Below are 24,341 nucleotides of genomic sequence, written 5' to 3'. Positions count from 1 at the left end.
CGCACCAAAGCGCTGACCGCGCGGGCGCCCGTGGCGAAGTGATTGTGCGCCGATCCTTGCCCCGACGGGGCGCGGATCGGCACATTCATGCTCGCGGGGAGGAGGAACTAGACCATCATCCCCACCGCCGCCCCATGTCGCGTGGCCTCGGCGAGCCGCCGCGGCACCCATGCGCCGCCGGCGATGAATACCTGCGCGATGCTGCCATCGGCCTTGAGGGCGTCGTAGAGCGCCGCTTGCTGCACGGAGCCGTACATCAGCACGACGGAATCGAAGCCTTCGACCCGGTAGGTCTGGTCGCCCCAACTGGAGACAAATTCCAACACGTCCGAGTCGATGCTACGCAGGATCAGGTTCGGGTGCACCTTCACGCCGCAGCGCTCCATGCGTTTCAGCACCATCCCGATCGAGTAGCGTGCGACTTCGGTGGCGAGGTGCACGGACTTGTGGAAGATCTCGACCGACTTGCCCTGCTCGGCGAGGTATTCCGCGACGCAGGGGGTCTGGTAGTAGTCTTCCTGGGAGACGATCGCGACGCGCTGCCCCGTCTTCGCGCGCCCGCGCAGCACGTCCCAGCCCTGCACGACGTGGGGCAGGTCGATTCCCGGCACCTCGGTCGGCATGCGCGGCAGCGAGCCGGTGGCGATCACGACGGAATCCGGCTGGAGTGCCTGGATCGCGGCAAGATCCGCGGCGGTCTCGACGCGCACGTCGACGCCCAAGCGCGCGAGTGCGTTTTCCTCGAAATAGACCTGATCCTCGAACGAGTCCCGCCCCGGCGCCTTCGCGGCGAGAAGGAGCTGGCCACCGAGGCGCTTGCCCTGCTCCAGCACCGTGACCTTATGCCCGCGCAGCGCGGCCATACGCGCCGCCTCGCAGCCTGCGGCACCGCCCCCCACGACGACGACATGGCCAGGCTTGTCGGTGGGTCGGAAGTCGGCTTCCCACTGCAACTCGTTGCCGATCATCGGATTGATCGAACAGGTGGGCGTGTAGGGAATGTACGCAGGCTCGGAGGCTTCGTCGATGCAGCGCGTGCAGCCGATGCAGCGGCGGATCTCGCCGAGCCGGCCCTCCTTCGCCTTGAGGGCGAAATCGGGATCGGCGATGCCTGCGCGCACCATGCCGACGAGGTCGCAGAAGCCGCCCTTGATGAGCTCTTCGGCGAGCACGGGGTCGTTGATGCGGCCCGTGAAAAGCACGGAGATCTTCGGATCCAGGTCGGCGAGGTCAGCGCGCGCCGCCTTGCCGAACTCGCGATACTCCGCATGCGGATGGTAGGACGAGGGCACGTAGGACGGAGCGCCCCAGCAGTGGCCAACGTCGAGGTCGACGAAGTCCATCAGGCCGGTCTCGCCGATGTGGTACAGCATCTCCCGCAGCTGCATGTTGTCGTAGCCGCCTTCGCGGGATTCCTGCCCGTTGACGCGGATGCCGACCGCCATCGTGGAACCGACGCGCTCGCGTACCCGCTTGAGGGCCTCGACGACGAAGCGGATGCGCTCGGCCGGTCCGCCGCCCCATTTGTCAGTGCGACGGTTGGTGACCGGGGACAGGAAGCTGTAGCCCACCGTCTCGTGCGCGCAGTGGATCTCGACCGCATCGGCCCCGCTCGCCTTTGCCGCCGTGGCGGCATCGGCATACCCGTCGAGCAGAAACTCGATCTCGGCTTCGCCGAGCACGTGAGGCGTGTAGTCCTGCGCGCCGACGACCGGCACCGGCGACGGCGACCAGAGCGCGTTGAGGTGTGTGAGCTGGACCACCACGACCGCACCATGCCCATGCACTTCATCGACAAACTTCTTCCAGCCTTCCAGAAAGGCCGGATTCTGGTGCGCAGCGAAGCGGCAGCCGAACCCGCCCTTCAGCGAGATCTCGTCGGGCGCTCCGGGCGGCAGCGGCACATTGAGCAGCCAGGTCTCGCTACCGATCCACCCCGTGCCCCCTTTCGCCTTGGCGCCGTGGTGGGCGATGAAGTGCTCGTCGATGAGTCCTGGCGCGCGCGAGGAATTGATCGTGTTGGTCGTCTCGCAAATGCGGTTGGACACGCGCATGGGGCCGACCTGCAGCGGCGAGAAGAGGTGTTCGAAGTTCACGGTGCTCATGCGAGCGTCTCCACAGGAAAGCGACAGGACACGAAGCCGGGGAATGGAACCGGCGAGGCGCCTCAGACAGCGCGGGTCGGCGAGATGATCACGATCCCGAAGGGGCGGTCGGTCTGCTGCTGGAAGAAGCCCCAGGGCGGGAACAGCGCGGTCAGGTGCGGCCACAGCGTCTTGCGTTCCTCATCGGTGGCGTCGCGCGCGACCGCGGTGGACTTGTTCCGGTCGAGTTGCACCCAGCAGTTGGGGTTGGCGGTGACGTTGAGGTACCAGGCGGGCGGCTCGTCATAGCCGGCGAGCGACGCAACGACGACGACATCCTTGCCGTTCTGCAGGAACACCAGCGGCGTCGTGCGCGGCTCGCCAGACTTGCGGCCAACGGCCGTCAGCAGCAGGGTCGGGAAGCCCGACGGCGAGCCCTTGCCGGAAGCCCAGCCGTCGGGGTTCGCGAGATAGCGTGCGACATCCGCCTTCGCGTCGCCCCGGATGCGCTCGAGTGACGCGGTGGCGTCCTTGATGGCCTGCCATTCTTCATCGGACATGTAGTCCGGCTTCACCATGGTTTCGCGATTCTGCGTCGACATTGCTGGAATTCCTTGAGTAGACGATCCGCAGTCCAGTGTAGAGAGGCGTCGCGCGACGCTCGTGGCGGCACGGCTTCGAATCCGGCCGATCGCGTCTCAATTGCGGACAGCGCGCCCGCTCGCGATTCCGACGCTGCTCACAGTGCCAAATACTCCGTTCGCCCTGAGCTTGTCGAAGGGCACGCGCAGGGCTTCGACAAGCTCAGCCAGAACTGCCTTTGGCACTGGAGCCGGTAATGACGTGGGCAAGCGCAAGGGCGATGAGCGAGAGGAGCGTCGCGACGATGCCGACGGTCCCGAATCCGGCAAGCTGCCCGTCCGGCCCGATGCTGATCACGACGCCGCTGAACATCGCGCCCACCCCCATGCCGAACTGGGTCATGACGCCGTTGAGCATCATGAACGCGCCCCGCACCCGGGGGGGCGGAAGGTCGGCGAGGATCGCCACCGTCGGCGTCCAGCGCGCATACACGGAGACGAAGAAGAGGCTGCTCACCACGAGCGCGCCAGCGATCGGCAGCACCGGGGCGTGCGTGGCGAGCACGATCCCGATCGCGGACAGCACGCTGGTCGCTGCGAATACAGGAAAGCGTCCGTGGCGGTCGGCGAGCCGTCCCGCGAAGGGCGTCGTGAAGAAACTGATCGCGCCGGCCAGCAGATAGATCCACGGCAGCTGCGTCTCGGCGATCCCGACGTTCTTGACCCAGTAGGGCGCGATGTAGGCGATCACCGCGTAGCAGGACGAGGTCACGAGGAAGGTCAGGAGAAAGCCGCCCAGCGCACGGCCGACCAGAAGCTCCCGGAACGAGGTCCGGGCCGGGGTATCCGACGCAGGTTGGAGCCGCCGTGACGGCACGGGTGGCAGGTGGCGTACGAGACCCACGAACACGCCCACCGAGATCAGCGCGACCGCGACGAAAGGTCCCTGCCAGCCCAGCGCGGCAGCAACCCACAACCCGGCGGGCAGCCCGATCACAGCTGACAGCGCGTGCCCGCTCATGACGCGTCCGATGGCCCCGGCACGCTGACCGGGTGGGGCTACCTCGGCGACGAGGGACTGGATCAGCGCCGAGAGCACGCCGCCGCTCATGCCGGCAAAGACCCGTGCGCGGACCAATTCGTCGAGGCTGCCGGCGGTCGCCGTCACGAGCAGCGACAGCACGAAGGCCGCATATACGGCGCACAGCACCCGACCGCGGTCGAAGCGGTCGATCACCGTGCTCACCAGTACGCCCGCGACCGCCGCGCTCGCCGTGTAGGCCAGCACGAGCCGGCCCAGATCGGCCGGCGTCGCGCCGAAGGCACCGATGAAGTGCGCGCCCAGCGGCATCATGACCATGAAATCGATCAGATGGGTCATATGCGCGGCGCGCAGGACCGCGACGAGTCGGTCCCCGGTCAATCCATGCCCCTGCTAGCCGACGCCGCCGCGCGGGGGAATCAGCACGTACTGGCTGGTCTGCACGACGTCGATCTTGTCCATGTCGATGAAGCGTGCGCAGCTTTCGCGCATCGCCACGACGTTGCGGCGGAATTTTTCCTCGTCGCCGACAGCGTCGTAGAAGGCCTGGATGTTGCCGATCGCCTCCGGCGGGAAGCCCTCCTCGACGATCGCGTCGTACTGCGGCGCGTCGGGCGTGAGCGCGCGCGTGACGACGTTCTGCACGTAGAGGAAGGTGTCCTGCGTATCGATGGCGACCTGTGTGTGCGAACCGAGCCACACGTCGAGCCAGGCTTCGCGCTCGATGCGTGGCGGGCGGCGGAACAGGGCCACTTGCGCGAAGCCGGCCGTGCGCTCGCCGAGCGCGGGCAGGAAGCGCGTGTTGCGCATCGGCCGCGACTCGGTCACGAGCCAGGCGGCGTAGCGCTCGCACACGGCCGCGACGGCGTCGTCGACCGGCTTGCGCAGCGAGGCGTTGGCCGAATCCACCCACACCGAAACGAAGGCGTCCATCGGCATCGGCAGCGCCTGCATCGTCGGTGCGGCATCCGCAGCGTCTGCGTCGGCCACGTTCAGCTGGGCGCCGAGTACGCCCAGCGCAACGAGGCGCGGCACGAGTTCGCCGTGCAAGCGCGCGGCGAAGGCGGCCTTGTCCGTGCCTTCGCAGCGCCACAGGGCATAGATGACCTTTTCCATGAACCGATCAGCGCAGCGGCGCGCGTTTGGTCGGCTCGATACCGGTCAGGCGCGCAAGGTTGAGGCCCAGGATGTTGGCCTTGTCCTGCTCGGTGACCTGCGCGTAGCCCCACTTCTCCTGCAATTCCTCGGGCATGTCGAGGTTCTTGATGTAGTCGGTGACGCGACCGAGGTCGTCGAACGGCAGGTCGAAGCCCAGCACGATCTTCTCGGACGTCATCCACTGCAGCGCGGTGCCGATGGTGTGATAGCCGCGGTACGGTGCGCGCTGGAACCAGCCGATGATGCCCGACAGGCTCAGGTAGAGGTTCTTGTGCTTGCCGCACAGGCCGATCAGTTCCTCCGAATGCGGCCAGCCCGCGTGGTAGGCGATGATCTTCAGATCGGGGAAGTCGAGCATCACGTCATCGAGCTGCGACGGATGGCAGTGGTTGCTCGGCTGCGGGCACACGTAGCTCATGCCGGTATGAATGGTGAGCGGGACGCCCAGCTCGACCGCCTTCTCGTAGAACGGCCACAGGCGCTTGTCGTTGAGCGGGCCGTCGTCCTCGGGCGTGTAGAGCTTGCACAGCTTGGCGCCCCGCTCCTTCACGAGGTATTCGAGTTCCCAGTTCGCATGTTTGATGCCGCGCTTGATGACCGGACCGACGTTGGCCTCCAGATACATGCGCTCCGGATAGGGCTCGATCTGCTGCAGCATGAAGCCGTTGGTCGACATCGACACGGTGCCGCCGGTGATGTCCATCATCGGCTCGCGCAGGCAGAACGCAACGTCGACGCTGGTCTGGTCCATGTAGTTGATCAGCTCGCTCGCGATCGGCTTCGGCCACTCGCTGTCGAGGTCGCGGCCGGCCCACGCGCGCAACACGCCGTTCACGCTGTCGTGGAACTGCTGCATGCCCGGGTAGTAACCGATCTCACTCATGGTCTGCAGGTTCATGAAGTGGAATTCGGTCATTGCGACGAAGTAGTCTTTGCTCATGCTGCGGTCTCCTTCCCTTGGGTTCGTGGGGTTTCGGCGGATCAGCGGCCGACGTATTCGGGTTTGGTCTTGGCAGCGAAGGCACGCGGCCCTTCGCGCGCGTCCTCCGACGCAAAGACGCGCGCGGACATGGTCTTTTCGAGCACGAAGGCCGGTTCGTTGTTGAGCGCGCGCATCGCGATCTCCTTCGCGGTGCGCACCGCCAGCGGCCCGTTCTCGCAGATGCGTTCGGCGTAGGCCAGGGCCTCGTCGAGGAGCTTGTCGGCCGGCACGACCTTGTTGATCAGGCCGATGTCGTAGGCCCGCTGCGCGTCGATGGTGTTGCCGGTGAGCAGCATCTCCATCGCGATCGCCCACGGGATCTGCTGCGGCAGGCGCACGTGCGAGCCGCCCGCCGGCACGACCGCCCAGCGCACTTCGGCGAGGCCGAACTTGGCGTGCTCGGCGGCAATGCGAATGTCGGTGCCGAGCAGGAATTCCAGCCCGCCCGCCACACACACGCCGTTCACCGCGGTGATGATCGGTTTGTAGACGTTCTGGAACGGGCGCTTCGCCGGATCCTCATAACCCAGTGCGTCGCCCTCATTGAGCGCCGGAAGCGCCACCTTCAGGTCGAGCCCGGTGCAGAAGGCGCGGTCGCCGGAGGCGGTGAAGATCGCGCAGCGCAATTCGGGATCGTTGTTGTAATCCTCGAAGGCCGCCTCAAGACCGATCAGCATCTCCTTCGTCAGCGAATTCATCGCCTCCGGGCGGTTCATTGTGATGATCGCGATGCGGCCGCGTTTCTCGTAGCTCAGGCTCGCGGGCAGGTTCAGGCCCATGAATTTGTCCTCACGTTGACTGCGTTATCCAATGAAAACGTCTTGCGTAGGGCGGAAAAGCGCAGCGCCTTCCGCCGAATGTGACTGGGATCGGTACATGCGGCGGAAGGCGCCTTCGGCTTTTCCGCCCTACCGGGCTGCACGGCGAAATACGGGCAACGTAATTGCATCGCTAACCTTCTCGAAATCGACCTCGACAGGCATGCCGATCTGCAATTCGTCGGGCGTGCAATCGACGACGCGCGACAGCAGGCGCACGCCCTCCTCCATCTCGACAACGACCGGCGCGTACGGGGTCACGGCGGCGAAGGCCGGATGCAGTGCGCGCACCACCTCGGTCCAGGTAAACACCGTGCCGCGCCCGCTGGAACGGGCCCATTCCCATTCCATCGAGCTGCAATGCGCGCAGATGTCGCGCGGCACGTGCCGATGGCGCCCGCAGCCTTTGCAGCGCTGGAAGCGCAGCTCGCGGTCGCGGCACCAGGCGTAGAACTCGCCGTGCAACCCCGTGAGGCTGGGCTGCGGCTTGTCGTAGGAAATCGCGTTTTGGCTCATGTCGCTTCTCCAGGGATTCTTCAGCGGCGCAGGACGGCGATGCTGCCGTCGCCGAAATCGCCCCAGCCGGTCACGACGCCGATCTCGGCATCCGCCACCTGCCGCGCACCGGCCTCGCCACGCAGCTGGCGCACCGCCTCGACGACATGCGAGATGCCCAGTACATGGGCCTGCGAGAGCAGCCCGCCGTGCGTATTCACCGGCAGGCGGCCGCCCAGCTCGATGCCGCCGTTCTCGACGAAGGCGCCGCCTTCGCCGCGCCTGCAGAAGCCGGCTTCCTCGAGCTGCTGGATCACTTCGAAGGTGAAGCAGTCGTAGATCTGCGCGAAATCCGCGTCCGCGGGGCTTACGCCGGCCATGCGGAAGGCTTCCGGCGCGGCATTGGTGAGCCCGGTGCGATGGAAGTCGGCACGGTTGGTGATCTCGTCCGCGGGGTACGGTTGGCCGGCGGCTGCACCCATGATGTAGACGGGTTTCTGCCGCAGGTCGCGCGCGCGCTCGACGGTGGTGACGATGAAGGCGGCCGCGCCGTCGGTTTCGACGCAGCAGTCGAGCAGCCGGTAGGGCGAAGCGATGTACGGCGACGCGAGGTAGTCGGCCATCGTCAGCGGCTTGCCGTGCATCAGCGCGGCGGGGTTCAACTGGGCATGCTTGCGCATCGCCAGCGCCACAGCGCCGAACTGCTCGGCGGTCGTTCCGTATTCGTGCATGTGCCGGCGCGCCATCAGCGCGTACCACTGCGGCGGTGCGGTAAGCCCGAAGGGCATGTAGAAGTCGCGCGCGATCTCGCCGCCCGGAATGGAATCGACGTCGTTGGCCGCCGTCTCGCGCACCCGCGCGCCGGAGTAGCCGTTCCAGCCGCCCGGCACCATGACGTAGTCGGCTGCGCCGCTCGTGACCGCCATCGCGGCCATGCGCAGCGAGCCGACGGGGGCCGCGCCGCCCATGTGCAGCGTCGCCGCGAAACGCAGGTTCTCGCAGCCCAGGCTCGCGGCGAAGGCCTCCGCCTTGCCGACGTTCGGGAAGGGCAGGATGCCGTCGATCTGCGCTGCCTTGAGCCCGGCGTCTTCCAGCGCGGCCACCGCCGCCTTGAGCTGGATGCCCATCTCGCTGAGTCCCGAGCCGGGCTTGCGGCAGAAGGGCGTTTCGCCGATGCCGACGATACAGGCCTTGTCCTTGAACATTCGCCGGCGCTCCTACTTGGCCACAGGCGCGGGCTGCGCCTCGTAGTCTGCGAGCAGCGCCTGCCGGGCTTCCGCCTCGCGCTGCCGGATGTCCCAGAAGCGCGCCTTGCGCTTGGCGAGGAAGGCCGCCCCGCCCTCCTTGCCTTCGGGCATGTCGAACCAGTCCGGATACATTGCCGCGGAGGTCACGCAGGATTCCTTGTAGCCGTCCATTTCCTGGTCGAATGAGGCCTTGAGCACTTCGAGGCAGCCCGGGCTCACGGCCAGCATTTCCTCGCACCAGCGATCGACCTCTGTCTCCAGCTCGTCAAGCGGCACGACCGTATTGATCAGCCCCATCTGCAGGGCCTCGGGCGCCTTGTACTTGCGGCACAGCATCCACATCTCGCGCGCCTTCTTGGCGCCGACGACCTTGGTCAGATAGGGCACGAAGAAGCCGTCCGCCGGGGACGAGACGCGCGGACCGGCTTGGCCGAAGATGGCGTTGTCCGCGGCAATCGTGAAATCGCAGCAGTAGGCCATGTGGTTGTGGCCGGCGATGCAGTAGCCCTGCACCTGCGCGATGATCGGCTTGCGCGACAGGCGCATCAGCCGGTTGTGCGGATAGCGGTTGTAGAAGGCTTCGCGCAGCCCCCAGCGCTCCCACTCGACATCCCCGCCGGCGCCGAAATGCTTGCCCTTGCCCGCGATCACGATCACGCCGATCGCGGAGTCGTGGTTCGCGTCGTAGAAGGCGCGGAACATCTCGTCGACGGTCGCGAGCGTCAGCGTGTTCATCTTGTCGGGCTTGTTCAGCGTGATGCGCGCAATGCCGCCGCCGAGCTCGCCATGCATCTTCTTCTCGTAGAGGATCTCGGCGAAGTCGTCGAGCCCCTCGCCCTCCACGACCTGCCACGCGCTCCACACGGTCGGCACGTTTTCGTTCTTCATCGATTCGTCTCCGGATGCGCTGGGTGTTCAGGGAATCGCGCGCTGCGCTTTCAGGGTTTCGATCTCGTCCCACTCGTAGCCGAGCAGGTCCATGAGCAGCAGCTCGGTGTCCTGCCCGAGTTGCGGGCCGAGGCAGTGGATCTCGCCGGGCGTCTTCGACAGCGTCACCGGCAGGCCGCGCACGTCGACCTCGCGCTGCACTTCCTCGCAGTACGCCTTCATGAAGTAGTTGTTGCGCCAGGCCTGCTCGTCGCGCACGACGTCGGCAAGGTTGCTGACCGGGCTCGCGACGACCGCCTCGGAAACGAAGGCCCGCATCAGCGCCTGATGGTCGTGTCGCAGCGTCAGCGCCTCGATGGCCGCGATCAGGGCCTCGTTGTGCTCGGCCCGCAATGCGCAGGTCGCGAAGCGCGGATCGGCGTGCAGGGAAGGCGCATCCAGTGCGCGGCACAGCGCGGCGAAACGCGCGTCATCGTTCGGTTCGCACAGGAAGACCCATTTCCCGGTGGTCGGATACAGGTTCCACAGCGGGTTCTCGACCGCTTTGCGGGAGTGCTGCAGGGCCGCGTCCTGATTGCCGGCGAGGAAGGACTGCAGGTACGGCGCCGCGAGGAAGAGCTGCGCGCCGTAAAGCGACGCGTCCAGGTACTGGCCGCGCCCGGTGCGGCGGCGCTGGTAGAGCGCGAGCGCGATGCCCAGCGCGGACATGATCCCGCCGTAGGCGTCGCCCGAGCCCATGCCGAGGTACACCGGTGGCTCGCCCGGCTCGCCCAGACGCGCCATCGCGCCGGTGAGCGCCTGCACCGTCATGTCGAAGGACGGCTTCGACACGCCGCCGAAGCGGCCGTAACCGGTATTGGTCGCATAGACCAGCGCCGGGTTGAGCGCGGAGAGCTTCTCGTACGACAGCCCCCAGCTCTCCAGCATTTCCGGCGCGAGATTGGACAGGAACACGTCCGACTTTTCGACGAGCCTATAGAGGATCTGGCGCCCACCCTCGGTCTTGAGGTCGATCGCCATGCTCTTCTTGTTGCGGTTGATGACCAGGAAATACTGGTTCCAGTCGCCCACGGGCAGCGACTTGATCGAGCGCACACCGCGGCCCTGGTCGCCGCCCTGCGGCCGTTCGACCTTGATGACCTCGGCGCCGAAGTCGGCCAGATACTGGGCCGACACGGGGCCTTGGAACCACACGGTGAGGTCGATGACCCGGATTCCTTCCAATGCTTTCGCCACGAGCGTTCTCCGTTCCCGTTTGCTGTACGTCAGACGAGCACGCGGTCCGCGCGCAGTTGTTGGATGGCCTCTTCCGGGTAGCCGAGCAGCTCGCCCAGCACCTGGGTGCCGTGCTGGCCGACGCAGGGCGCAAGGCGGTCGAGGCGCGCCGGGCTGTCGCTCATGAAGATCGGGAAGCCGAGGCTCTTCACCGGCCCGAAGCTCGGGTGGTCGAGTTCGAGGATGTAGCGATTGGCGAGCACCTGCGGGTCGTTCGCCGGGTAGTCGAAGCGTTCGATGACGTCCGCCGACATCTGCTTCTCGTGGAACACCTGGCGCCAGTGGCTGCCGGGCTGCTTCCCGAAGGCGGCTTCGAGTTCGCGGATCAATTCGAGGCGGTTCGTCTCGGTGCGCTTGTCGTGCGTGTCGAAACGCGGATCGTCGGCCGCGATCCCGACCGCCGCCGAAAACACCGGCCACCATCGGTCGGTATCAGGCATCGTGAGCGTCACCCAGCGCCCGTCGGCGCCCGGATAGAGCGAGCCAGACATCGGGTTGGAGACGTCCATGCGGGAGATCGGATTGAGGAAGCGTTCCCCTTCGCCGATCGCGAGGAAGGCCTGGATGTCGAGCGCTCCGCCGTACATGTTGGCGCCGAAGAGCGACACGTCGACCTCCTGCCCCTCCCCGGAAGCCTGCCGGTGTATCAGCGCGGTGACGACGCCGAAGGCCAGCATCACGGTCGCGTGCATCGCGCCGGCCCCGGTGTGGATCGGCGGCTGGCCGGGCTGCGGCAGGATCGGCATCATCCCGGTGCGCGCCGCGGCGAGCTCGTCGATCGGCGGCAGGTCGGCATCCGGCCCCTGCGGGCCGAAACCGGAGATGCGCCCGAAGACGATGTCGGGGCGCAGCGCAGACCCGCCTGCGTAGTCGATCCCCAGCGCCGCCAGTTCGTCGCGCTGCCAGTCCGTGACGATGACGTCGGCCTTGGCCACGAGCTGGTGCAGGAGCGCCGCCCCCCGCTTGGTGGCGGGATCGAGCGCGACGCTCTCCTTGTTGCGGTGGATCAGGTCCGCCTCGTGATTCCAGCGCCCGTCGGTGGGCGCGCGCTGGGGCGGCAGATCGAGGCGGATCACACGCGCCCCGAAGTCGGCGAGGAAGGCGGCAGACAGCGAGGCGCAGAACTGCCGGGTCAGATCGAGAACGACGACATCGTCGAGGGCGCGGCTCATCGGGAGTCCTTGTGACGAGTTCGGAGGTGCGGGGCGAACTTCACCCCATGCCAATTCCAGTCTATCGGTCCGGCTTTTCCCGTCAGGGACGGCAGGAAGTCATTTACGGCCGATGGCGGATCAAATGCGGACGACGCCGGAAACGGCGCGCAGCGCGGGGTTCTCAGCAATGCAAAGAGGGCCCGCAGGCCCCCTTCGAACGACGTCCGCGGCGTGACTTGCACCACGCCGCTCATGGCGTGGAACCTGACACCGCGAGACCGGCCTGCGGCTGCCCCCCGATCAGGCCACCCACACGCCTGATCGCGAACATCGCGACAACCGTTGTCAGGCACACGAACAGCAGCGCATAGCGCAGGGATTCCCCGCCGAACCGCGGCTGCAGCGCGTCGCTGAACGCACCGATCAGCAGTGGCCCCACTCCGACGCCGAGCAAGGTGGTGAGGATCGTCAGGGCGGCGAGCGCCACCGCGCGCTGGCCGGGCGCGACCAGGTGGGTGATGAAGCTGTACGAGGGCGCCACCCACCACACGGAAAAGAATCCGTTCAGTCCGCACCACAGCATGGCAGTGGGCACGGCAACCGACCCGGCCTGCAGCAAGGTCGCGTGCGGCCACAGCAGATAGGCGGCCAGCGAAACGACGGCGATGCTATGGCCGATCAACGGAATCCTGAGGTGCCAGCGCTGCCCGCGATGCGTCAGGCGGTCCGTCAGCCAGCCGCTGAAGAGCATGCCCACGCCGGCCGAGGTGCCGCCGACGAGGCCCGCGAGGAGCCCGGCGTTCTGCAGCGTCAGGTCGTGCGAACGCACGAGGAAGGTCGGATTCCACATGCCGTAGGCGTTCGCGCCGAGCGTCGTCACCGCGCTGGCGAGCACCAGGTAACGGTAGGGACGGCAGGCCCAGAGCTCGCGCAGGGTGCTCCACATTCCCAGCGGAATCGCGGCGCCCGTATGGCCGCCATCCCATACGCCCCGTCGCGGCTCGCGCACCGCAAACGCAAGCAGCGCCGCCACCGGCAGGACCGGCAGCGCGAGCACCATGAAAGCGTTGCGCCAGCCCCACGCCCCCACCATCCATGCGCCCACACTCAGTGCGACGATCGCGGCGAAGGTCGGCGCTGCGGTGAAGCAGCTGATGGCGAACGAGCGGCGTTGCGGCGGATAGAGATCGGCGATGATGGACAGCGAGGCCGGCGTCGCCGGTGCCTCTGCCACCGCCACCGCCATGCGCGCCAGCACCAGCAGTCCGAAGCCGCTCGCCAGACCGCACAGCACGGTCGCCACGCACCACATCAGTCCGGACACCGCGAGCAGGCGCACGCGCGAGACGCGATCCGCGATGCGTCCCGCGGGCAGCCCCAGCAAGGCATACACGCCCGCGAACGCGAGGCCCGAGATGAGGCCCATCGCCGTGTCGCTCGCGCCGAACTCGCGCTTGATCGGCTCGATCATCACCGCCATGATCTGCCGCCCGACGAAGTTGTCCGCATACATCAGCGACAACAGCATGAGCAGCCCGTGGCTGCGCCTGGCGGAGGTCGTGGGGGGCGGTGCAGACATCGGGGCTCCTATCGGTTTGAGTGCTGCACGGTCACTCCCTCCCCTTCAAGGGGAGGGCTGGGGTGGGGATGGGTCTAGCGGACGCCGCAGAAACCCATCCCCCTCCTGACCTCCCCCTTGAAGGGGGAGGAACCAAGATCACCACGTCCCCGGCTCCCAACTCGTCATGCCGCGGCCCGCGCCTTCGCCAGTGTCATCGCCGTGTCCTCGATCATGTCCTCCTGCCCACCAACCATGCCGCGGCGACCCATCTCGACGAGGATCTCGCGCGCCGGCACGCCGTACTTCTTCTCCGCGCGCTTGGCGAACAGCAGGAAGGAGCCGTACACGCCCGCATAGCCCAGCGTGAGCGCATCGCGGTCGATGCGGATCGGGAAGTCCATGATGGGCACAACGAGGTCTTCGGCGACGTCCTGGATGCGGAACACGTCGACGCCGGTGTCGATCCCCATGCGCGCACACACCGCAACGAAGACCTCCATCGGCGTGTTGCCCGCGCCGGCCCCGAGGCCCGCTGCCGCCGCATCGATGCGGCTCGCCCCCGCCTCGATCGCCGCGATGGAGTTCGCGACGCCCATTGCCAGATTGTGGTGGCCGTGGAAGCCCAGCTCGGTGTCGGGCGCGAGCGCCGCGCGCACCGCGCCGATGCGCTCGCGCACGTCGTCGGGCAGCAGGTAGCCGGCCGAGTCGGTGATGTAGATGCAGTTCGCGCCGTAACTCTCCATCAGCTTCGCCTGCGCGACGAGCCCTTCAGGGCTGCTCATGTGCGCCATCATCAGGAAGCCGACGGTGTCCATGCCGAGCTTTCGGGCCATGCCGATGTGCTGTTCGGAGACATCCGCCTCGGTGCAGTGGGTCGCGACGCGGATCGTCGACACGCCCAGCCCGTGCGCCATCTTCAGGTGATCAACGGTGCCGATCCCCGGCAGCAGCAGCGCCGACACGCGGGCGCGCTTCATCAGCGGCACGACCGCGCCGAGATACTCCTCGTCCGTGTGCGCCGGGAAGCCGTAGTTCACGGACGAGCCGCCCAGGCCGTCGCCGTGCGTGACCTCGATCAACGGCACGCCGGCCTTGTCCAGCCCGCAGGCGATGGTCTTCATCTGTTCGAGCGTCATCAGGTGACGCTTCGGATGCATGCCGTCCCGCAGGGTCATGTCATGAACGGTGATTTTCTTGCCGTGCAGATCCATGGCCGGCTCCTTATGCTGCGACGGGTTGGGGGGCGACGGGCGCCAGCACGAGCTCGCCCTTGAGGATTTCCTCGGCAAACATCTCGGCGGTGCGCGCCGCGGCGGCGGTCATGATGTCGAGATTGCCCGCGTACTTCGGCAGGTAGTCGCCGAGCCCTTCGACCTCGAGGAAGACCGACACGCGATTGCCGTCGAAAACCGGCCCGTTTACGAGGCGGTAGCCCGGCACGTACTTCTGCACCTCCGCGATCATTCCGTGGATGGATGCGGTGATCGCCGCCTGGTCGGGTTCGGACTCGGTCAGGCAATGCACGGTGTCACGCATCATCAGCGGCGGCTCGGCCGGATTGATGACGACGATGGCCTTGCCCTTCTTCGCTCCGCCGACCCGTTCGACCGCACCCGCCGTGGTGCGCGTGAACTCGTCTATGTTCTTGCGCGTGCCGGGGCCGATCGAACGCGAGGACACCGTCGCGATGATTTCGCCATACGCGACCGGCTGCACGCGCGAGATCGCCGCGACCATCGGGATCGTCGCCTGCCCGCCGCAGGTCACCATGTTCACGTTCATTTCACGCTTGCCGACATGCTCGACCAGGTTCACCGGCGGCACGCAGTAGGGGCCGATCGCTGCGGGCGTCAGGTCGATCATCAGCACGCCCAGCTCGTTGAGCTTGCGACTGTTCTCGGCGTGCACATAGGCGCTGGTCGCATCGAAAGCGATCTGGATGTTGTCCGCCTCGACGTGCGGCAGCAGGCCATCCACACCGTCCGCGGTCGTCTTCAGGCCCATTTCGCGCGCTCGCACCAGGCCGTCGGAATCGGGGTCGATGCCGACCATCCACACCGGCTCCAGCACCGGGCTGCGTTGCAGCTTGTACAGCAGGTCGGTGCCGATGTTCCCCGGCCCGATCAGTGCGCAGCGGATCTTTTTCATTATGTTGTCCTTGCAGGGTTCTCTGTTGGGGTGGAGCAGGCAACGCGACGCGGAGGAGGAGAGCGATGGGTTTCGCGCCGCGTGCCTGCAACCGGAAAACTACGGCGCGAAGCCGATCGAGCAGCCGCCCAGACCTTCGATTCGCATCGTGAAGCGGTCGCCCGCGACAACCGGCACCAGCGGGGCGAGCGAACCCGACAGGATCAACTCGCCCTTGCGGAAGGGGATGCCGAATTCGCCCAGCGTGTTCGCGAGCCACGCGACGGCCTCTGCCGGATGGCCCTGCACCGCAGAGCCGAAGCCGCTGCCTGCCGGCTCGCCGTTGCGGAACATCTCCATGTGCAGCGCCGCGAGGTCCAGCCCGCGCGGGTCGACGTGCTCACGTCCGACCACGAACACGCCGCAAGAGGCGTTGTCGGCGACCGTGTCCTGGATGTGGATCTTCCACGCGTCGATGCGCGAATCGACGATCTCGAAGCACGGCGCGACCCACTCGGTCGCCGCCAGCACGTCGTCGCGCGTCACGCCCGGCCCGCACAGGTCGGCCTTCAGCATGAAAGCGATCTCGCCTTCGGCGCGCGGCTGGATCAGCCCCGCCTGCGCGAGGCTCACCGTCGCCCCGTCGTCGAGCTGCATCGCGTCGGTCAGGAAACCGAAATCCGGCTGATGCACGTCCAGCATGTCCTGCACCGCCTCGCTCGTGACGCCGATCTTCTTGCCGATCACGCGTTCGCCTTCGGCCTCGCGCTGCTGCAACAGGCGCAGAGAGATGCGGTACGCGTCGGCAACCGACATGCCCGCGTGTCGCGCGGTGAGCGGCGTCACCGTGCGCCGGCTACGCAGGGCGGCGTGCAGCTCGTCGCCCAGGGTTTCGATCAGGGTTGCGTCCATGCTTGTCGTTCTTTCTTCGTTTCTGTCGGAATGGAATGCACGGCTCAGCCGGGCCAGACGCTCGATTCGGCGCCGCCATCGACCTCGATGACCTTGCCGGTCACCCATCGCGACGCGTCGGAGGCGAGGTAGAGCGCCGCGGCGGCGATGTCCTCGGTCTCGCCAAGGCTCTGCAGCGGGGTGTTCTTGATCATTCCGTCGCGCATCTCGGCCGGCAGCACGCGGTTGAGCGCATCGGTGAGAATCGGTCCCGGCGCGATCGCGTTCACGCGCACCTGCGGCGCGAAATCCTGCGCGAGCAGGCGCGTCAGTTGCGTCAGCGCCGCCTTCGCGGTGCCGTAGGCGCTGAAGTGCGGCTGCGCATAGCGCGCAGCGCCCGAGGTGATGTTGATGATGTTGCCCGCACCCGCCTCACGCATCAGCGGCACGCACAACTGGCTCAGCGCGTAGGCCGAGCTGACGTTGAAGCGGAAGACCTCCTCGAACTGCTCCGGCGTCATCTTCAGCGGATGGTTCGGTCCCGCGCCGCCCGCGTTGTTCACGAGATGCGTCACGCGGCCGAAACCTTCCTGCGCCGCCGCCACCAGTGCCGCACGCTGCGCGGCGTCGTTCACGTCGCAGGACACCGCGAGCGCCCGCCGCCCCATCGCGCGCGCTTCGGCCGCGACAGCCTCGACGTCGGCGAGCGTGCGCGCCGCGCACACCACGTCTGCCCCGCGCTCGGCGAAGGCCAGCGCAATCGCGCGCCCTATTCCCCGCCCCGCGCCCGTCACCACGGCCACGCGACCTTCCATGCTGAAGCGATCGATGATGCTCATTCCGTCCTCTTCAAGTCGAATTCGTGATTTGGATATGTCGTCTATCTGTTCCTCCCCCTTCAAGGGGGGCGGAACAGGGGTTTCGGCGAGCACTGCTCGCCGCCTGTGGAGCGGCGAGGCGCAGCCGAGACTACCGGTTAGGAGGGGGATGGGTTTCTGCGGCGTCTGCTTAACCCATCCCCACCCCAGCCCTCCCCTTGAAGGGGAGGGAGTCATCGCGGCGCCCACAAATCAGGCAGGCCGGGATCGGTCGCGGCGACGAGACGCTTGAGCATCAGCTTGAGCGCCATCACGTCGCCCACTCCCAGCTTGTCCGCGAGGTTGTCCTCCTGGGCCTTCGCCAGCGCAATCTGACGCAGCGCGACCTCGCGCCCGTCAGCCGTCAGCACGTAGCGGTTCTGCCGGCCGCGGCGCTCGCAGGCCACGAAGCGCCGCTCCTCGAGCTGCGCCATCATCTCGGCGGTCGCCTCGATGCCTGTGTAGCTCACGAACCCGTTGAGCTCGTCGAGCGTCAGGTCGTCGCGGATGCACAGCACCGACAGCAGGAAGAAGTTCGCCTCGTCCAGCGCATCGCCGGCGAGCATGCGACGCAGTGCATGCAGCATCTGGTAATGAGCGCGACCGAGGAGGTAGCCGAGCAGGTCCTCGGTGTAGCTGCATTCGGGCGGTGGAGGCGCCGCAAGGCGAAGTTCGGTGCGCGGCTTGCGTGCGGCCACCGCATACTGCCCGGCCTGATACACCAGCGGCGGTTCCGGGCTGCGGTCGTAGGCATGCACCTCGCCGACGAAGATCACGTGATCGCCGCCTTCGTAGCTGAACGCGGTGCGGCACTGGAAGCGCGCGGTGCAACCGGGCAGCAGCGGTGCATCGCTGATACCCTCGTCGAGCTCGATGCCGCCGAACTTGTCCTCGCCCTGCGACGCGAAGCGGCCCGACAGCCCTTCCTGAGCGGCCGACAGCACGTGCACATTCCAGTGCTGATTCGTCGAGAACGCCTCCAGGCTGCGGGCACTCTTCGCGAGGCTCCACAGCACCAGCGGCGGATTGAGCGAAACTGAATTGAAGCTGTTGGCGGTCACGCCCACCGGAGCCCCATCGGAGCCACGCGTCGTGATGATCGTGACCCCGGTCGTGAAGGTGCCGAGCGCGGCACGGAACGCCTGCGGATCGAAGCTCGCTTGCGACGTCATCGGGGGTCTCCGGAAACAGGGAACATGGCCGCAGTATCAAAGCCGGCCACGCCTGAAACATCGTCCCAACGGACTAACGCGTGCGAGCCATGGGGCAACTCTCGCTGCGTGACTCGATTTGGGCCATTTCGGTCCACCGCGACGGTCGTTCGCTCACGCAGCCTAGCCGCGAATCCATCCACCTGCAGCCAGCAGGGTGTGTTCGAGCAAACCGGCGGATGCGTGAAAAGCTCGCTAAGAAGACGTACAATATTCTGTACATTTTTATGGGATTCAGGAGGCCACCATGGCTATCTCCGCAAGTGACGTCGTCCCGCTCTCTCACGCGCGGGCCAACTTTTCCGAACTGGCGGAAGAGGTCAAGGGCGGCGCCGAGAAGATCATCACCAAGAACGGTGAGAGCTACGTCGCCCTGATCGACGCCAACCGTCTGGACTACTACCACCAGCTGGAGCGTGAGCGGATTCATCTGCTGCTGATCGACGAGGCCGCCAAGGGACTCGACGATGTTGCCGCCGGCAAGGTGAAGGACGCCCGCAGCGTGGTTCAGTCCATCAAGCGCCGTCGCAGCGTCTGAGTTGCGACGGATCTGCTTGTGGCAGGAAAACCGGTCGTCAAACTCACCGCGAACTTCGAGCGCAACCTCGAAGACATCGAGCGCTTCCTGACCGAAGCGGAAGTACCGCAAGCCTTCGACAGCTTGCTGGACGAACTGCTTGAAACGGTGATTCCCAACCTCGAGCGCTACCCGGACATGGGGCGCCCCTTCCTGACCCGTCAGCCGCGCTCCGTGGAAGCCACCAATGCGCTGGCAACGCTCCGTGCAAAGTTGTCTGCACTGACAGCCGACATGGACGCCCTCCGCGAATACGTCCTCAAGGACTACCTGCTGCTCTACGCACAGGCTGGAGGCGCGATCTATCTGCTGACTATCCGACTCCAGCGACAGCTTTCGTTCGACTTCGAAGGCCACTGGCGGCAATAGACCAAACGGCTGCCCCGCCATGGTCCGATCGGACGAGGCCACCTCCGGCCATCGGGTGATAGTGTGGCGTCCAAAGCGCAAGCCCCACTGCGCCGCGCGACACTTCTCCGACAACCCACCGGAACGCACCGCCATGACCTCCACGCTAAGCACAGTCGCTGGCCTTACCCAGCTGCTCTCACAGCAGAAATCCGCCTTCACGGCCGCCGGCCCGGTCGGTGCCGAAGAGCGCCGCGCGCGCATCCAGAGCGTGATCGACCTGCTCGTGAAGCATCACGTGGCCCTCGCCGCGGCAATGGAAGCGGACTTCGGCAACCGGCCGCAGGGCTTCTCGCTGATGAACGACGTGCTCGGCTCGCTCGCGTCGCTCAAGCACGCGCGCGACCACCTCGAAGCGTGGATGCAGAACGAGAAGCGCCAGCCCTTCACGCCCTATGACCACTTCGGCGGCGAAGCCTGGGTGATGTACCAGCCGAAGGGCTCGATCGGCATCATCGGCACCTGGAACGCCCCGCTGTTCACGCTGCTGAGCCCGCTCGCCTACGTGCTCGCCGCGGGCAACCGCGCGATCCTGAAACCCTCCGAAATCACCCCGCGCACCGCGGCGGCCATCGCCGAAGCCTTCGCCGGCCTGATCGACCCGGCCATCGTCGGCGTCGTCACCGGCGGCCCGGACATCGGCGGAGCTTTCAGCTGCCAGCCCTTCGACCATCTCGTCTTCACCGGCAGCACCGCGGTCGGCCGCGAGGTGATGCGCAACGCCGCCGAGAACCTGGTGCCGGTCACGCTCGAACTCGGCGGCAAGTCGCCGACCATCGTCGCGCGCAGCGCCGACCTCACCACCGCCGCCTTCCGCATCGCCGCCGCCAAGGCCGCCAACGGCGGGCAGCTGTGCGTGAATCCGGATGTGATCTACGCCCCGCGCGAACGCCTGGAAGACTTCGTGGGTGCCCTCAAGAGTGCCTACGCGTCGCTGTTCCCGACCATCGCCGACAATCCCGACGTCGTCGCGGTCGTCAACGCGCGCCATCTCGCCCGCGTCGAAAGCTATGTCGAGGAAGCCGCCGCAGCCGGGGCGCGCATCGAAACCGCGCCCGCGCCCCTCACTGCCCCCTCTCCCGCCGATCCCGAGAACCGTCGCTGTCCGCTGCGCATCGTGATCGACCCGCCGCACACCACTCGCATCATGCAGGAAGAGATCTTCGGCCCCGCCGTGGTCGTGCTGCCTTACGACGACATCGACGCGGTCATCGCCGACATCAACGCCCGCCCCCGCCCGCTCGCGCTGTACTACTTCGGCGAGGACGCGGCCGAGCAGCAGCGCGTGCTCGAACACACCCTCTCGGGCGGCGTCACGATCAACGAAGCCATGTTCCACGCCGCGATGCAGGACGCCCCCTTCGGCGGCGTCGGTGCTTCGGGCATGGGCCACTATCACGGCCGCGAGGGCTTCATCGAGTTCAGCCACGTCCGCACCGTGTTCAAGGCGCCCGCCTACGACCCGCGCCGCGAGTGGGGCACGCTGCCGCCCTACCCAGATCATTTCCTCGCGGCCATGCAATCCCAGATCACGCCCTGACCCCGCAGCAAAACAACCCGACACCGGAGGATTCCCGATGGCACCCGAGACCGACCTCGCTATCCGATTCGCCGCCTCCGGTCTCGGCGTCGCCGACTACGATCACCTGATCCGGCTCGTCTACGAAGGCGTCACCGAACCGGTGCCCTGGACGCGGCTGCTCGAATCGTTGCGCAAGCGGCTCGACGCCAACTACGTGTCGCTGATCCTGCGCCCGCCGACGCCCGAGCACCAATGGCGCGTCGTCTTCGCCGGCGAAGCCCAGCCCGCGATCGCCGCCACGTACGAAACCTTCTTCTACGCGATGGACCCCTTCGTCAATCTGCCCGCCGACCGCATGGTCACGGTCGACGAGGTGATCAACGAAGCGGACTGGCTCAAGAGTGCGATCTACCAGGAATTCCTCAAGCCGCTCAACATCCGCTACTACATGGGCGCCGACGTCGGCGGCGGCAACGACGCGATCTGCCGCATCCGCGTCAGCCGTCCGAGCGGGTCAACCCCCTTCTCCGAGCCTGAGCGCGCACTCTGCACGCTGCTGCTGCCGCACCTGAAATGCGCCGTGCGCCTGCGCTCCGCGCACGACGCCACCGAAGCCGAACGCACCGTCTATGCAGGCGCACTGGAGCGCCTCGCCATCGGCGCCGTCATCCTCGACAAGAAAGGCCGCGTGCTCAAGAGCAACAGCGCCGCCAACGAGATCCTGGCCGAGCGCAACGGCATCAGCCTCGTGCAGGGCGGCCTTCAGGCGTCCTACGGCAGCGAAAACCGCGAGCTGCACCGCCTCATCGAGCAGGCCATCGCGGGCCACGCCGACCGCGGCCCCGGCGTCGTCGGCGCCATGTCCATCACCCGCACCGCCGGCCACGGCAACCTCGGCATCCTCGTGCGCACCGCGCCCGTCACCGAGTGGTCCGAAACCGCGAACCGCCCCGCCGCCGTCGTCGTCATCCGCGACTCCGAATCCCGCGTGCAGGCCTCGCAAGCGCTGATGAAACGGCTCTACGGCCTGACGCCGGCCGAATCAACGCTCACGCTGAAGCTCCTCGACGGGCTCACCGTCGATGAAGCGGCCGAAGAGCTGTCGATCAGCCGCAACACGGCGCGTTGCCAGTTGCGGGCGATCTTTGCGAAGACGGGGGTGACACGGCAGACGGAGTTGCTGCGGCTGCTGCTCGGGGGTGTGATTCCGCTGGCGTGAGCGCGGCGAGCTTATTCGTCTGTTGCGACAAGCCCTTTAAAAAACTATATTCAGTCTTGTCGAATTCGGAGGGCAAGGCAATGCGCTACTCATCACAAGTCAAACCCATCAGCTACCTCAAGGCCAACGCAGCCGAGGTGCTGACAGATCTTGCCGAGCGACGGGAGCCCTTGATCATTACGCAGAACGGGGAAGCCAAGGCCGTGCTGCAGGACGTCGCATCCTTCGAGGAGACGCAGGAGACATTGGCTTTGCTGAAGATTCTGGCCCTCGGTAACCAGGATGTCGAAGCCGGTCGGGTCAAACCTGTGGCAGACGTCGTGGCGCGTCTGCGCGCCAAGCATACAACTGCCTGATGGCCGGCAGACCGCCCCGCTACGAGGTTCTGCTCACCCAGGGCGCGGAGCAGGACCTGGAGTCCATCCACGACTACATCGCCGAGTTCGACTGCGTGGCAAATGCCAACCATGTCCTCGACCAGTTGATGGCAGTCGTCGAAGGCCTGGCGCATTTCCCCGAACGAGGCAGCCACCCGAAGGAGTTGGCTGCCTTGGGCATCAAGGAGTATCGCCAGACCGCATTCAAACCCTATCGGGTGATCTACCGCGTTTCAGGAAGCCAGGTCGTCATTTACCTGATCGTCGATGGCCGCCGGGATATGCAGTCAGTGCTGGCTCGCCGCCTTCTCGGGGCCTGAATCCGGTTAGTCCGCGCCATTCTCGCGTCGGCGGAATCGAAAAATGCCCACTAGCCGCCCCTCACCGCGCGGCGTATCCTGCGCCCCTTTCGGACGACGGGCAGGCGGCAGTGGCGGAGCAGCATTTCGAAGTGATCGTGATCGGCGCGGGCGCGGCTGGCATGATGTGCGCGGCCCAGGCCGGGCAACGCGGGCGGCGCGTGCTGCTCATCGATCACGCCGAGCACCTCGCCGAGAAGATCCGCATCTCGGGCGGCGGGCGCTGCAACTTCACCAACCGGCGCGTCGGTCCTGAACACTACCTGTCGCAGAATCCGCATTTCGTGCGCTCGGCGCTGTCGCGCTACGGCTCCACCGACTTTATCGCGCTCGTCGAGCGCTATGGCATCCGCTACCACGAACGCGACCACGGCCAACTGTTCTGCGACGACTCCGCACAGCGGATTATCGACATGCTGCGCGCCGAGTGTGACGCCGGTGGCGTAGCGTGGGCGATGCCCATGACGGTACAGGCCATCGCGCGCGGCGAGGGCGACACCGGCTTCGTGCTCGACACCGCGCGCGGGCGCCTGCGCTGCGACAGCCTGGTCGTCGCCACCGGCGGACTGTCCATCCCGAAGATCGGGGCGACGCCGTTCGGCTACCGCATCGCCGAACAGTTCGGCCTGCCGATGGTCGCGCCGCGCCCTGCGCTGGTCCCGCTGACGCTGCCATCCGAAACCCTTGCCCGCTTCGCCGACCTCTCCGGCGCCTCGCTCGACGTCGCCGCGCAGTGCAACGGCGCGCGCTTTCGCGAGGCGCTGCTCGTGACACATCGCGGGCTGTCCGGGCCGGTGGTGCTGCAGGTGTCGAACTACTGGCAGGCACAGGCCTACCGCGACGGCGAGTGGGAGCCGGTCGGCATCGACCTCCTGCCCGACCTCGACGCCGAAGCCTGGCTGCTCTCGCACGCCGATGGCAAGGCGCTGCTCGCCAACCTGCTCGCCGAACATCTGCCGCGCCGCTTCGCGCATGCGTGGTGCGCGCTGCATGGCTGGGAACGGCCGTTGAACCGCTTCAGCCACGCCGAACTGCGCACCGTCGCGGCCACGCTCGCCAACTGGCAGATCGTCCCGTCGGGCACGCAAGGCTACGCCAAGGCGGAAGTCACGCTCGGCGGCGTCGACACGCGCGTGCTGTCGTCGAAGACGATGGAGGCGACGCGCTGCAAGGGGCTGTTTTTCGTCGGCGAGGTGATGGACGTCACCGGCCATCTCGGCGGCTACAACTTCCAGTGGGCATGGTCGTCCGGGCACGCTGCCGGACAGTTCGTTTAAGGGTTACCCTCAAGCCCCGCGAAGCGGGCCCGGATCGCCTCCTTTCCCCATGTACCGGCGGTCTTGGTACAACCGTCGATTGACCGCGAGTCGGCCTCAACGGACGTTCAGCCGCTCGTCAACTTACGCAGGGTGAATGTCTCCGGTCGCGTCTGCCGACAGTGCAGTGTCGACCCCAAGCGGCCATTGGGACTTCCCTGAAGCCGCCGCTCAGGCACACTGGGCTTTCGC

At 66.8% G+C, this 24,341-nt stretch carries 24 protein-coding genes; 7 read left to right on the top strand and 17 right to left on the bottom strand.

Going from position 1 to position 24,341, the window contains the following annotated elements; genetic code table 11:
* Positions 1 to 107: 107 nt before the first annotated feature.
* The 17 genes from AzCIB_RS07555 to AzCIB_RS07475 all read right to left on the bottom strand — a co-directional run bounded on the left by AzCIB_RS07555 (position 108) and on the right by AzCIB_RS07475 (position 18,332).
* On the bottom strand, positions 108 to 2,105 hold the full coding sequence (locus AzCIB_RS07555; RefSeq protein ID WP_050415329.1) for an oxidoreductase: 1,998 nt from the start codon (positions 2,103 to 2,105) through the stop codon (positions 108 to 110).
* A gap of 62 nt (positions 2,106 to 2,167) precedes the next feature.
* Positions 2,168 to 2,686: a nitroreductase/quinone reductase family protein gene (locus AzCIB_RS07550; protein WP_050415328.1), complete on the bottom strand. Its 519-nt coding sequence runs from the start codon at positions 2,684 to 2,686 to the stop codon at positions 2,168 to 2,170.
* Positions 2,687 to 2,888: 202 nt separating this feature from the next.
* Entirely contained in the window at positions 2,889 to 4,088 is a 1,200-nt protein-coding gene (locus AzCIB_RS07545; RefSeq protein ID WP_050415327.1) for an MFS transporter, read from the bottom strand.
* 12 nt (positions 4,089 to 4,100) lie between these two features.
* Positions 4,101 to 4,823 carry an EthD domain-containing protein gene (locus AzCIB_RS07540; protein ID WP_050415326.1) on the bottom strand — a complete coding sequence of 241 codons (723 nt, stop codon included), beginning with the start codon at positions 4,821 to 4,823 and terminating at the stop codon, positions 4,101 to 4,103.
* A 7-nt stretch (positions 4,824 to 4,830) separates the two neighbouring features.
* The gene (locus AzCIB_RS25070) at positions 4,831 to 5,415 is read right to left on the bottom strand and encodes an amidohydrolase family protein (protein ID WP_502685653.1); all 585 of its coding nucleotides are present in this window, start codon (positions 5,413 to 5,415) and stop codon (positions 4,831 to 4,833) included.
* Between the two features lie 431 nt (positions 5,416 to 5,846).
* Positions 5,847 to 6,626 carry an enoyl-CoA hydratase-related protein gene (locus AzCIB_RS07530; RefSeq protein ID WP_050415324.1) on the bottom strand — a complete coding sequence of 260 codons (780 nt, stop codon included), beginning with the start codon at positions 6,624 to 6,626 and terminating at the stop codon, positions 5,847 to 5,849.
* Between the two features lie 129 nt (positions 6,627 to 6,755).
* Positions 6,756 to 7,181 carry a Zn-ribbon domain-containing OB-fold protein gene (locus AzCIB_RS07525; protein ID WP_050415323.1) on the bottom strand — a complete coding sequence of 142 codons (426 nt, stop codon included), beginning with the start codon at positions 7,179 to 7,181 and terminating at the stop codon, positions 6,756 to 6,758.
* 20 nt (positions 7,182 to 7,201) lie between these two features.
* Positions 7,202 to 8,365: a thiolase C-terminal domain-containing protein gene (locus AzCIB_RS07520; protein ID WP_050415322.1), complete on the bottom strand. Its 1,164-nt coding sequence runs from the start codon at positions 8,363 to 8,365 to the stop codon at positions 7,202 to 7,204.
* Between the two features lie 12 nt (positions 8,366 to 8,377).
* Complete coding sequence (locus AzCIB_RS07515) at positions 8,378 to 9,295, bottom strand: enoyl-CoA hydratase-related protein (RefSeq protein WP_050415321.1); 918 nt, start codon at positions 9,293 to 9,295, stop codon at positions 8,378 to 8,380.
* A gap of 27 nt (positions 9,296 to 9,322) precedes the next feature.
* Positions 9,323 to 10,531, bottom strand: coding sequence for a CaiB/BaiF CoA transferase family protein (locus AzCIB_RS07510; protein WP_050415320.1), 1,209 nt, complete (start codon positions 10,529 to 10,531; stop codon positions 9,323 to 9,325).
* Positions 10,532 to 10,560: 29 nt separating this feature from the next.
* Positions 10,561 to 11,742 (bottom strand): CaiB/BaiF CoA transferase family protein, encoded by a 1,182-nt coding sequence (locus AzCIB_RS07505; RefSeq protein WP_050415319.1) that lies wholly within the window; start codon positions 11,740 to 11,742, stop codon positions 10,561 to 10,563.
* Positions 11,743 to 11,974: 232 nt separating this feature from the next.
* Positions 11,975 to 13,303, bottom strand: coding sequence for a spinster family MFS transporter (locus tag AzCIB_RS07500; RefSeq protein WP_050415318.1), 1,329 nt, complete (start codon positions 13,301 to 13,303; stop codon positions 11,975 to 11,977).
* A gap of 164 nt (positions 13,304 to 13,467) precedes the next feature.
* Positions 13,468 to 14,496 (bottom strand): 4-hydroxy-2-oxovalerate aldolase, encoded by a 1,029-nt coding sequence (gene dmpG / locus AzCIB_RS07495; RefSeq protein WP_050415317.1) that lies wholly within the window; start codon positions 14,494 to 14,496, stop codon positions 13,468 to 13,470.
* Positions 14,497 to 14,506: 10 nt separating this feature from the next.
* On the bottom strand, positions 14,507 to 15,436 hold the full coding sequence (locus tag AzCIB_RS07490; RefSeq protein WP_286130938.1) for an acetaldehyde dehydrogenase (acetylating): 930 nt from the start codon (positions 15,434 to 15,436) through the stop codon (positions 14,507 to 14,509).
* Between the two features lie 96 nt (positions 15,437 to 15,532).
* A complete protein-coding gene (locus AzCIB_RS07485; protein ID WP_050415315.1) occupies positions 15,533 to 16,324 on the bottom strand; it encodes a fumarylacetoacetate hydrolase family protein in 792 nt (263 codons plus the stop codon).
* Positions 16,325 to 16,368: 44 nt separating this feature from the next.
* Complete coding sequence (locus AzCIB_RS07480) at positions 16,369 to 17,142, bottom strand: glucose 1-dehydrogenase (protein ID WP_050415314.1); 774 nt, start codon at positions 17,140 to 17,142, stop codon at positions 16,369 to 16,371.
* Positions 17,143 to 17,354: 212 nt separating this feature from the next.
* Complete coding sequence (locus tag AzCIB_RS07475) at positions 17,355 to 18,332, bottom strand: flavin reductase family protein (RefSeq protein ID WP_050415313.1); 978 nt, start codon at positions 18,330 to 18,332, stop codon at positions 17,355 to 17,357.
* A 286-nt stretch (positions 18,333 to 18,618) separates the two neighbouring features.
* Here AzCIB_RS07475 and AzCIB_RS07470 point away from each other — a divergent pair, with 286 nt between their 5' ends.
* The 7 genes from AzCIB_RS07470 (at position 18,619) to AzCIB_RS07440 (ending at position 24,110) form a co-directional block, all read left to right on the top strand.
* On the top strand, positions 18,619 to 18,909 hold the full coding sequence (locus AzCIB_RS07470; RefSeq protein ID WP_050415312.1) for a type II toxin-antitoxin system Phd/YefM family antitoxin: 291 nt from the start codon (positions 18,619 to 18,621) through the stop codon (positions 18,907 to 18,909).
* An 18-nt stretch (positions 18,910 to 18,927) separates the two neighbouring features.
* Positions 18,928 to 19,317, top strand: a complete 390-nt coding sequence (locus AzCIB_RS07465; RefSeq protein ID WP_050415311.1) for a type II toxin-antitoxin system RelE/ParE family toxin — start codon at positions 18,928 to 18,930, stop codon at positions 19,315 to 19,317.
* A 133-nt stretch (positions 19,318 to 19,450) separates the two neighbouring features.
* Positions 19,451 to 20,896 carry a coniferyl aldehyde dehydrogenase gene (locus tag AzCIB_RS07460; RefSeq protein WP_050415310.1) on the top strand — a complete coding sequence of 482 codons (1,446 nt, stop codon included), beginning with the start codon at positions 19,451 to 19,453 and terminating at the stop codon, positions 20,894 to 20,896.
* Positions 20,897 to 20,933: 37 nt separating this feature from the next.
* The gene (locus AzCIB_RS07455; protein ID WP_050415309.1) at positions 20,934 to 22,097 is read left to right on the top strand and encodes a helix-turn-helix transcriptional regulator; all 1,164 of its coding nucleotides are present in this window, start codon (positions 20,934 to 20,936) and stop codon (positions 22,095 to 22,097) included.
* Positions 22,098 to 22,177: 80 nt separating this feature from the next.
* Positions 22,178 to 22,453, top strand: coding sequence for a type II toxin-antitoxin system Phd/YefM family antitoxin (locus AzCIB_RS07450; RefSeq protein ID WP_050415308.1), 276 nt, complete (start codon positions 22,178 to 22,180; stop codon positions 22,451 to 22,453).
* Positions 22,453 to 22,794 carry a type II toxin-antitoxin system RelE/ParE family toxin gene (locus AzCIB_RS07445; protein WP_050415307.1) on the top strand — a complete coding sequence of 114 codons (342 nt, stop codon included), beginning with the start codon at positions 22,453 to 22,455 and terminating at the stop codon, positions 22,792 to 22,794. The genes AzCIB_RS07450 and AzCIB_RS07445 overlap by 1 nt, the downstream gene beginning before the upstream one ends.
* Before the next feature lie 110 nt (positions 22,795 to 22,904).
* Complete coding sequence (locus AzCIB_RS07440) at positions 22,905 to 24,110, top strand: BaiN/RdsA family NAD(P)/FAD-dependent oxidoreductase (protein WP_050415306.1); 1,206 nt, start codon at positions 22,905 to 22,907, stop codon at positions 24,108 to 24,110.
* Positions 24,111 to 24,341: the final 231 nt, after the last annotated feature.

This window comes from Azoarcus sp. CIB (assembly GCF_001190925.1).
GTDB lineage: Bacteria > Pseudomonadota > Gammaproteobacteria > Burkholderiales > Rhodocyclaceae > Aromatoleum.
The sequence above is the reverse complement of the archived record's forward strand: the minus strand, read 5'-3'. Positions and strand labels throughout refer to the sequence as shown.

What these genes read in the sequence shown, in the direction of transcription:
- AzCIB_RS07460 (WP_050415310.1), top strand. Translation starts at nt 19,451, where the DNA reads ATGACCTCCACGCTAAGCACAGTCGCTGGCCTTACCCAGCTGCTCTCA.
- AzCIB_RS07500 (WP_050415318.1), bottom strand. Translation starts at nt 13,303, where the DNA reads ATGTCTGCACCGCCCCCCACGACCTCCGCCAGGCGCAGCCACGGGCTG.
- AzCIB_RS07445 (WP_050415307.1), top strand. Translation starts at nt 22,453, where the DNA reads ATGGCCGGCAGACCGCCCCGCTACGAGGTTCTGCTCACCCAGGGCGCG.
- AzCIB_RS07450 (WP_050415308.1), top strand. Translation starts at nt 22,178, where the DNA reads ATGCGCTACTCATCACAAGTCAAACCCATCAGCTACCTCAAGGCCAAC.
- AzCIB_RS07480 (WP_050415314.1), bottom strand. Translation starts at nt 17,142, where the DNA reads ATGAGCATCATCGATCGCTTCAGCATGGAAGGTCGCGTGGCCGTGGTG.
- AzCIB_RS07470 (WP_050415312.1), top strand. Translation starts at nt 18,619, where the DNA reads ATGGCTATCTCCGCAAGTGACGTCGTCCCGCTCTCTCACGCGCGGGCC.
- AzCIB_RS07530 (WP_050415324.1), bottom strand. Translation starts at nt 6,626, where the DNA reads ATGGGCCTGAACCTGCCCGCGAGCCTGAGCTACGAGAAACGCGGCCGC.
- AzCIB_RS07555 (WP_050415329.1), bottom strand. Translation starts at nt 2,105, where the DNA reads ATGAGCACCGTGAACTTCGAACACCTCTTCTCGCCGCTGCAGGTCGGC.
- AzCIB_RS07550 (WP_050415328.1), bottom strand. Translation starts at nt 2,686, where the DNA reads ATGTCGACGCAGAATCGCGAAACCATGGTGAAGCCGGACTACATGTCC.
- AzCIB_RS07515 (WP_050415321.1), bottom strand. Translation starts at nt 9,295, where the DNA reads ATGAAGAACGAAAACGTGCCGACCGTGTGGAGCGCGTGGCAGGTCGTG.
- AzCIB_RS07505 (WP_050415319.1), bottom strand. Translation starts at nt 11,742, where the DNA reads ATGAGCCGCGCCCTCGACGATGTCGTCGTTCTCGATCTGACCCGGCAG.
- AzCIB_RS07525 (WP_050415323.1), bottom strand. Translation starts at nt 7,181, where the DNA reads ATGAGCCAAAACGCGATTTCCTACGACAAGCCGCAGCCCAGCCTCACG.
- AzCIB_RS07475 (WP_050415313.1), bottom strand. Translation starts at nt 18,332, where the DNA reads ATGACGTCGCAAGCGAGCTTCGATCCGCAGGCGTTCCGTGCCGCGCTC.
- AzCIB_RS07485 (WP_050415315.1), bottom strand. Translation starts at nt 16,324, where the DNA reads ATGGACGCAACCCTGATCGAAACCCTGGGCGACGAGCTGCACGCCGCC.
- AzCIB_RS07540 (WP_050415326.1), bottom strand. Translation starts at nt 4,823, where the DNA reads ATGGAAAAGGTCATCTATGCCCTGTGGCGCTGCGAAGGCACGGACAAG.
- dmpG (WP_050415317.1), bottom strand. Translation starts at nt 14,496, where the DNA reads ATGGATCTGCACGGCAAGAAAATCACCGTTCATGACATGACCCTGCGG.
- AzCIB_RS07455 (WP_050415309.1), top strand. Translation starts at nt 20,934, where the DNA reads ATGGCACCCGAGACCGACCTCGCTATCCGATTCGCCGCCTCCGGTCTC.
- AzCIB_RS07520 (WP_050415322.1), bottom strand. Translation starts at nt 8,365, where the DNA reads ATGTTCAAGGACAAGGCCTGTATCGTCGGCATCGGCGAAACGCCCTTC.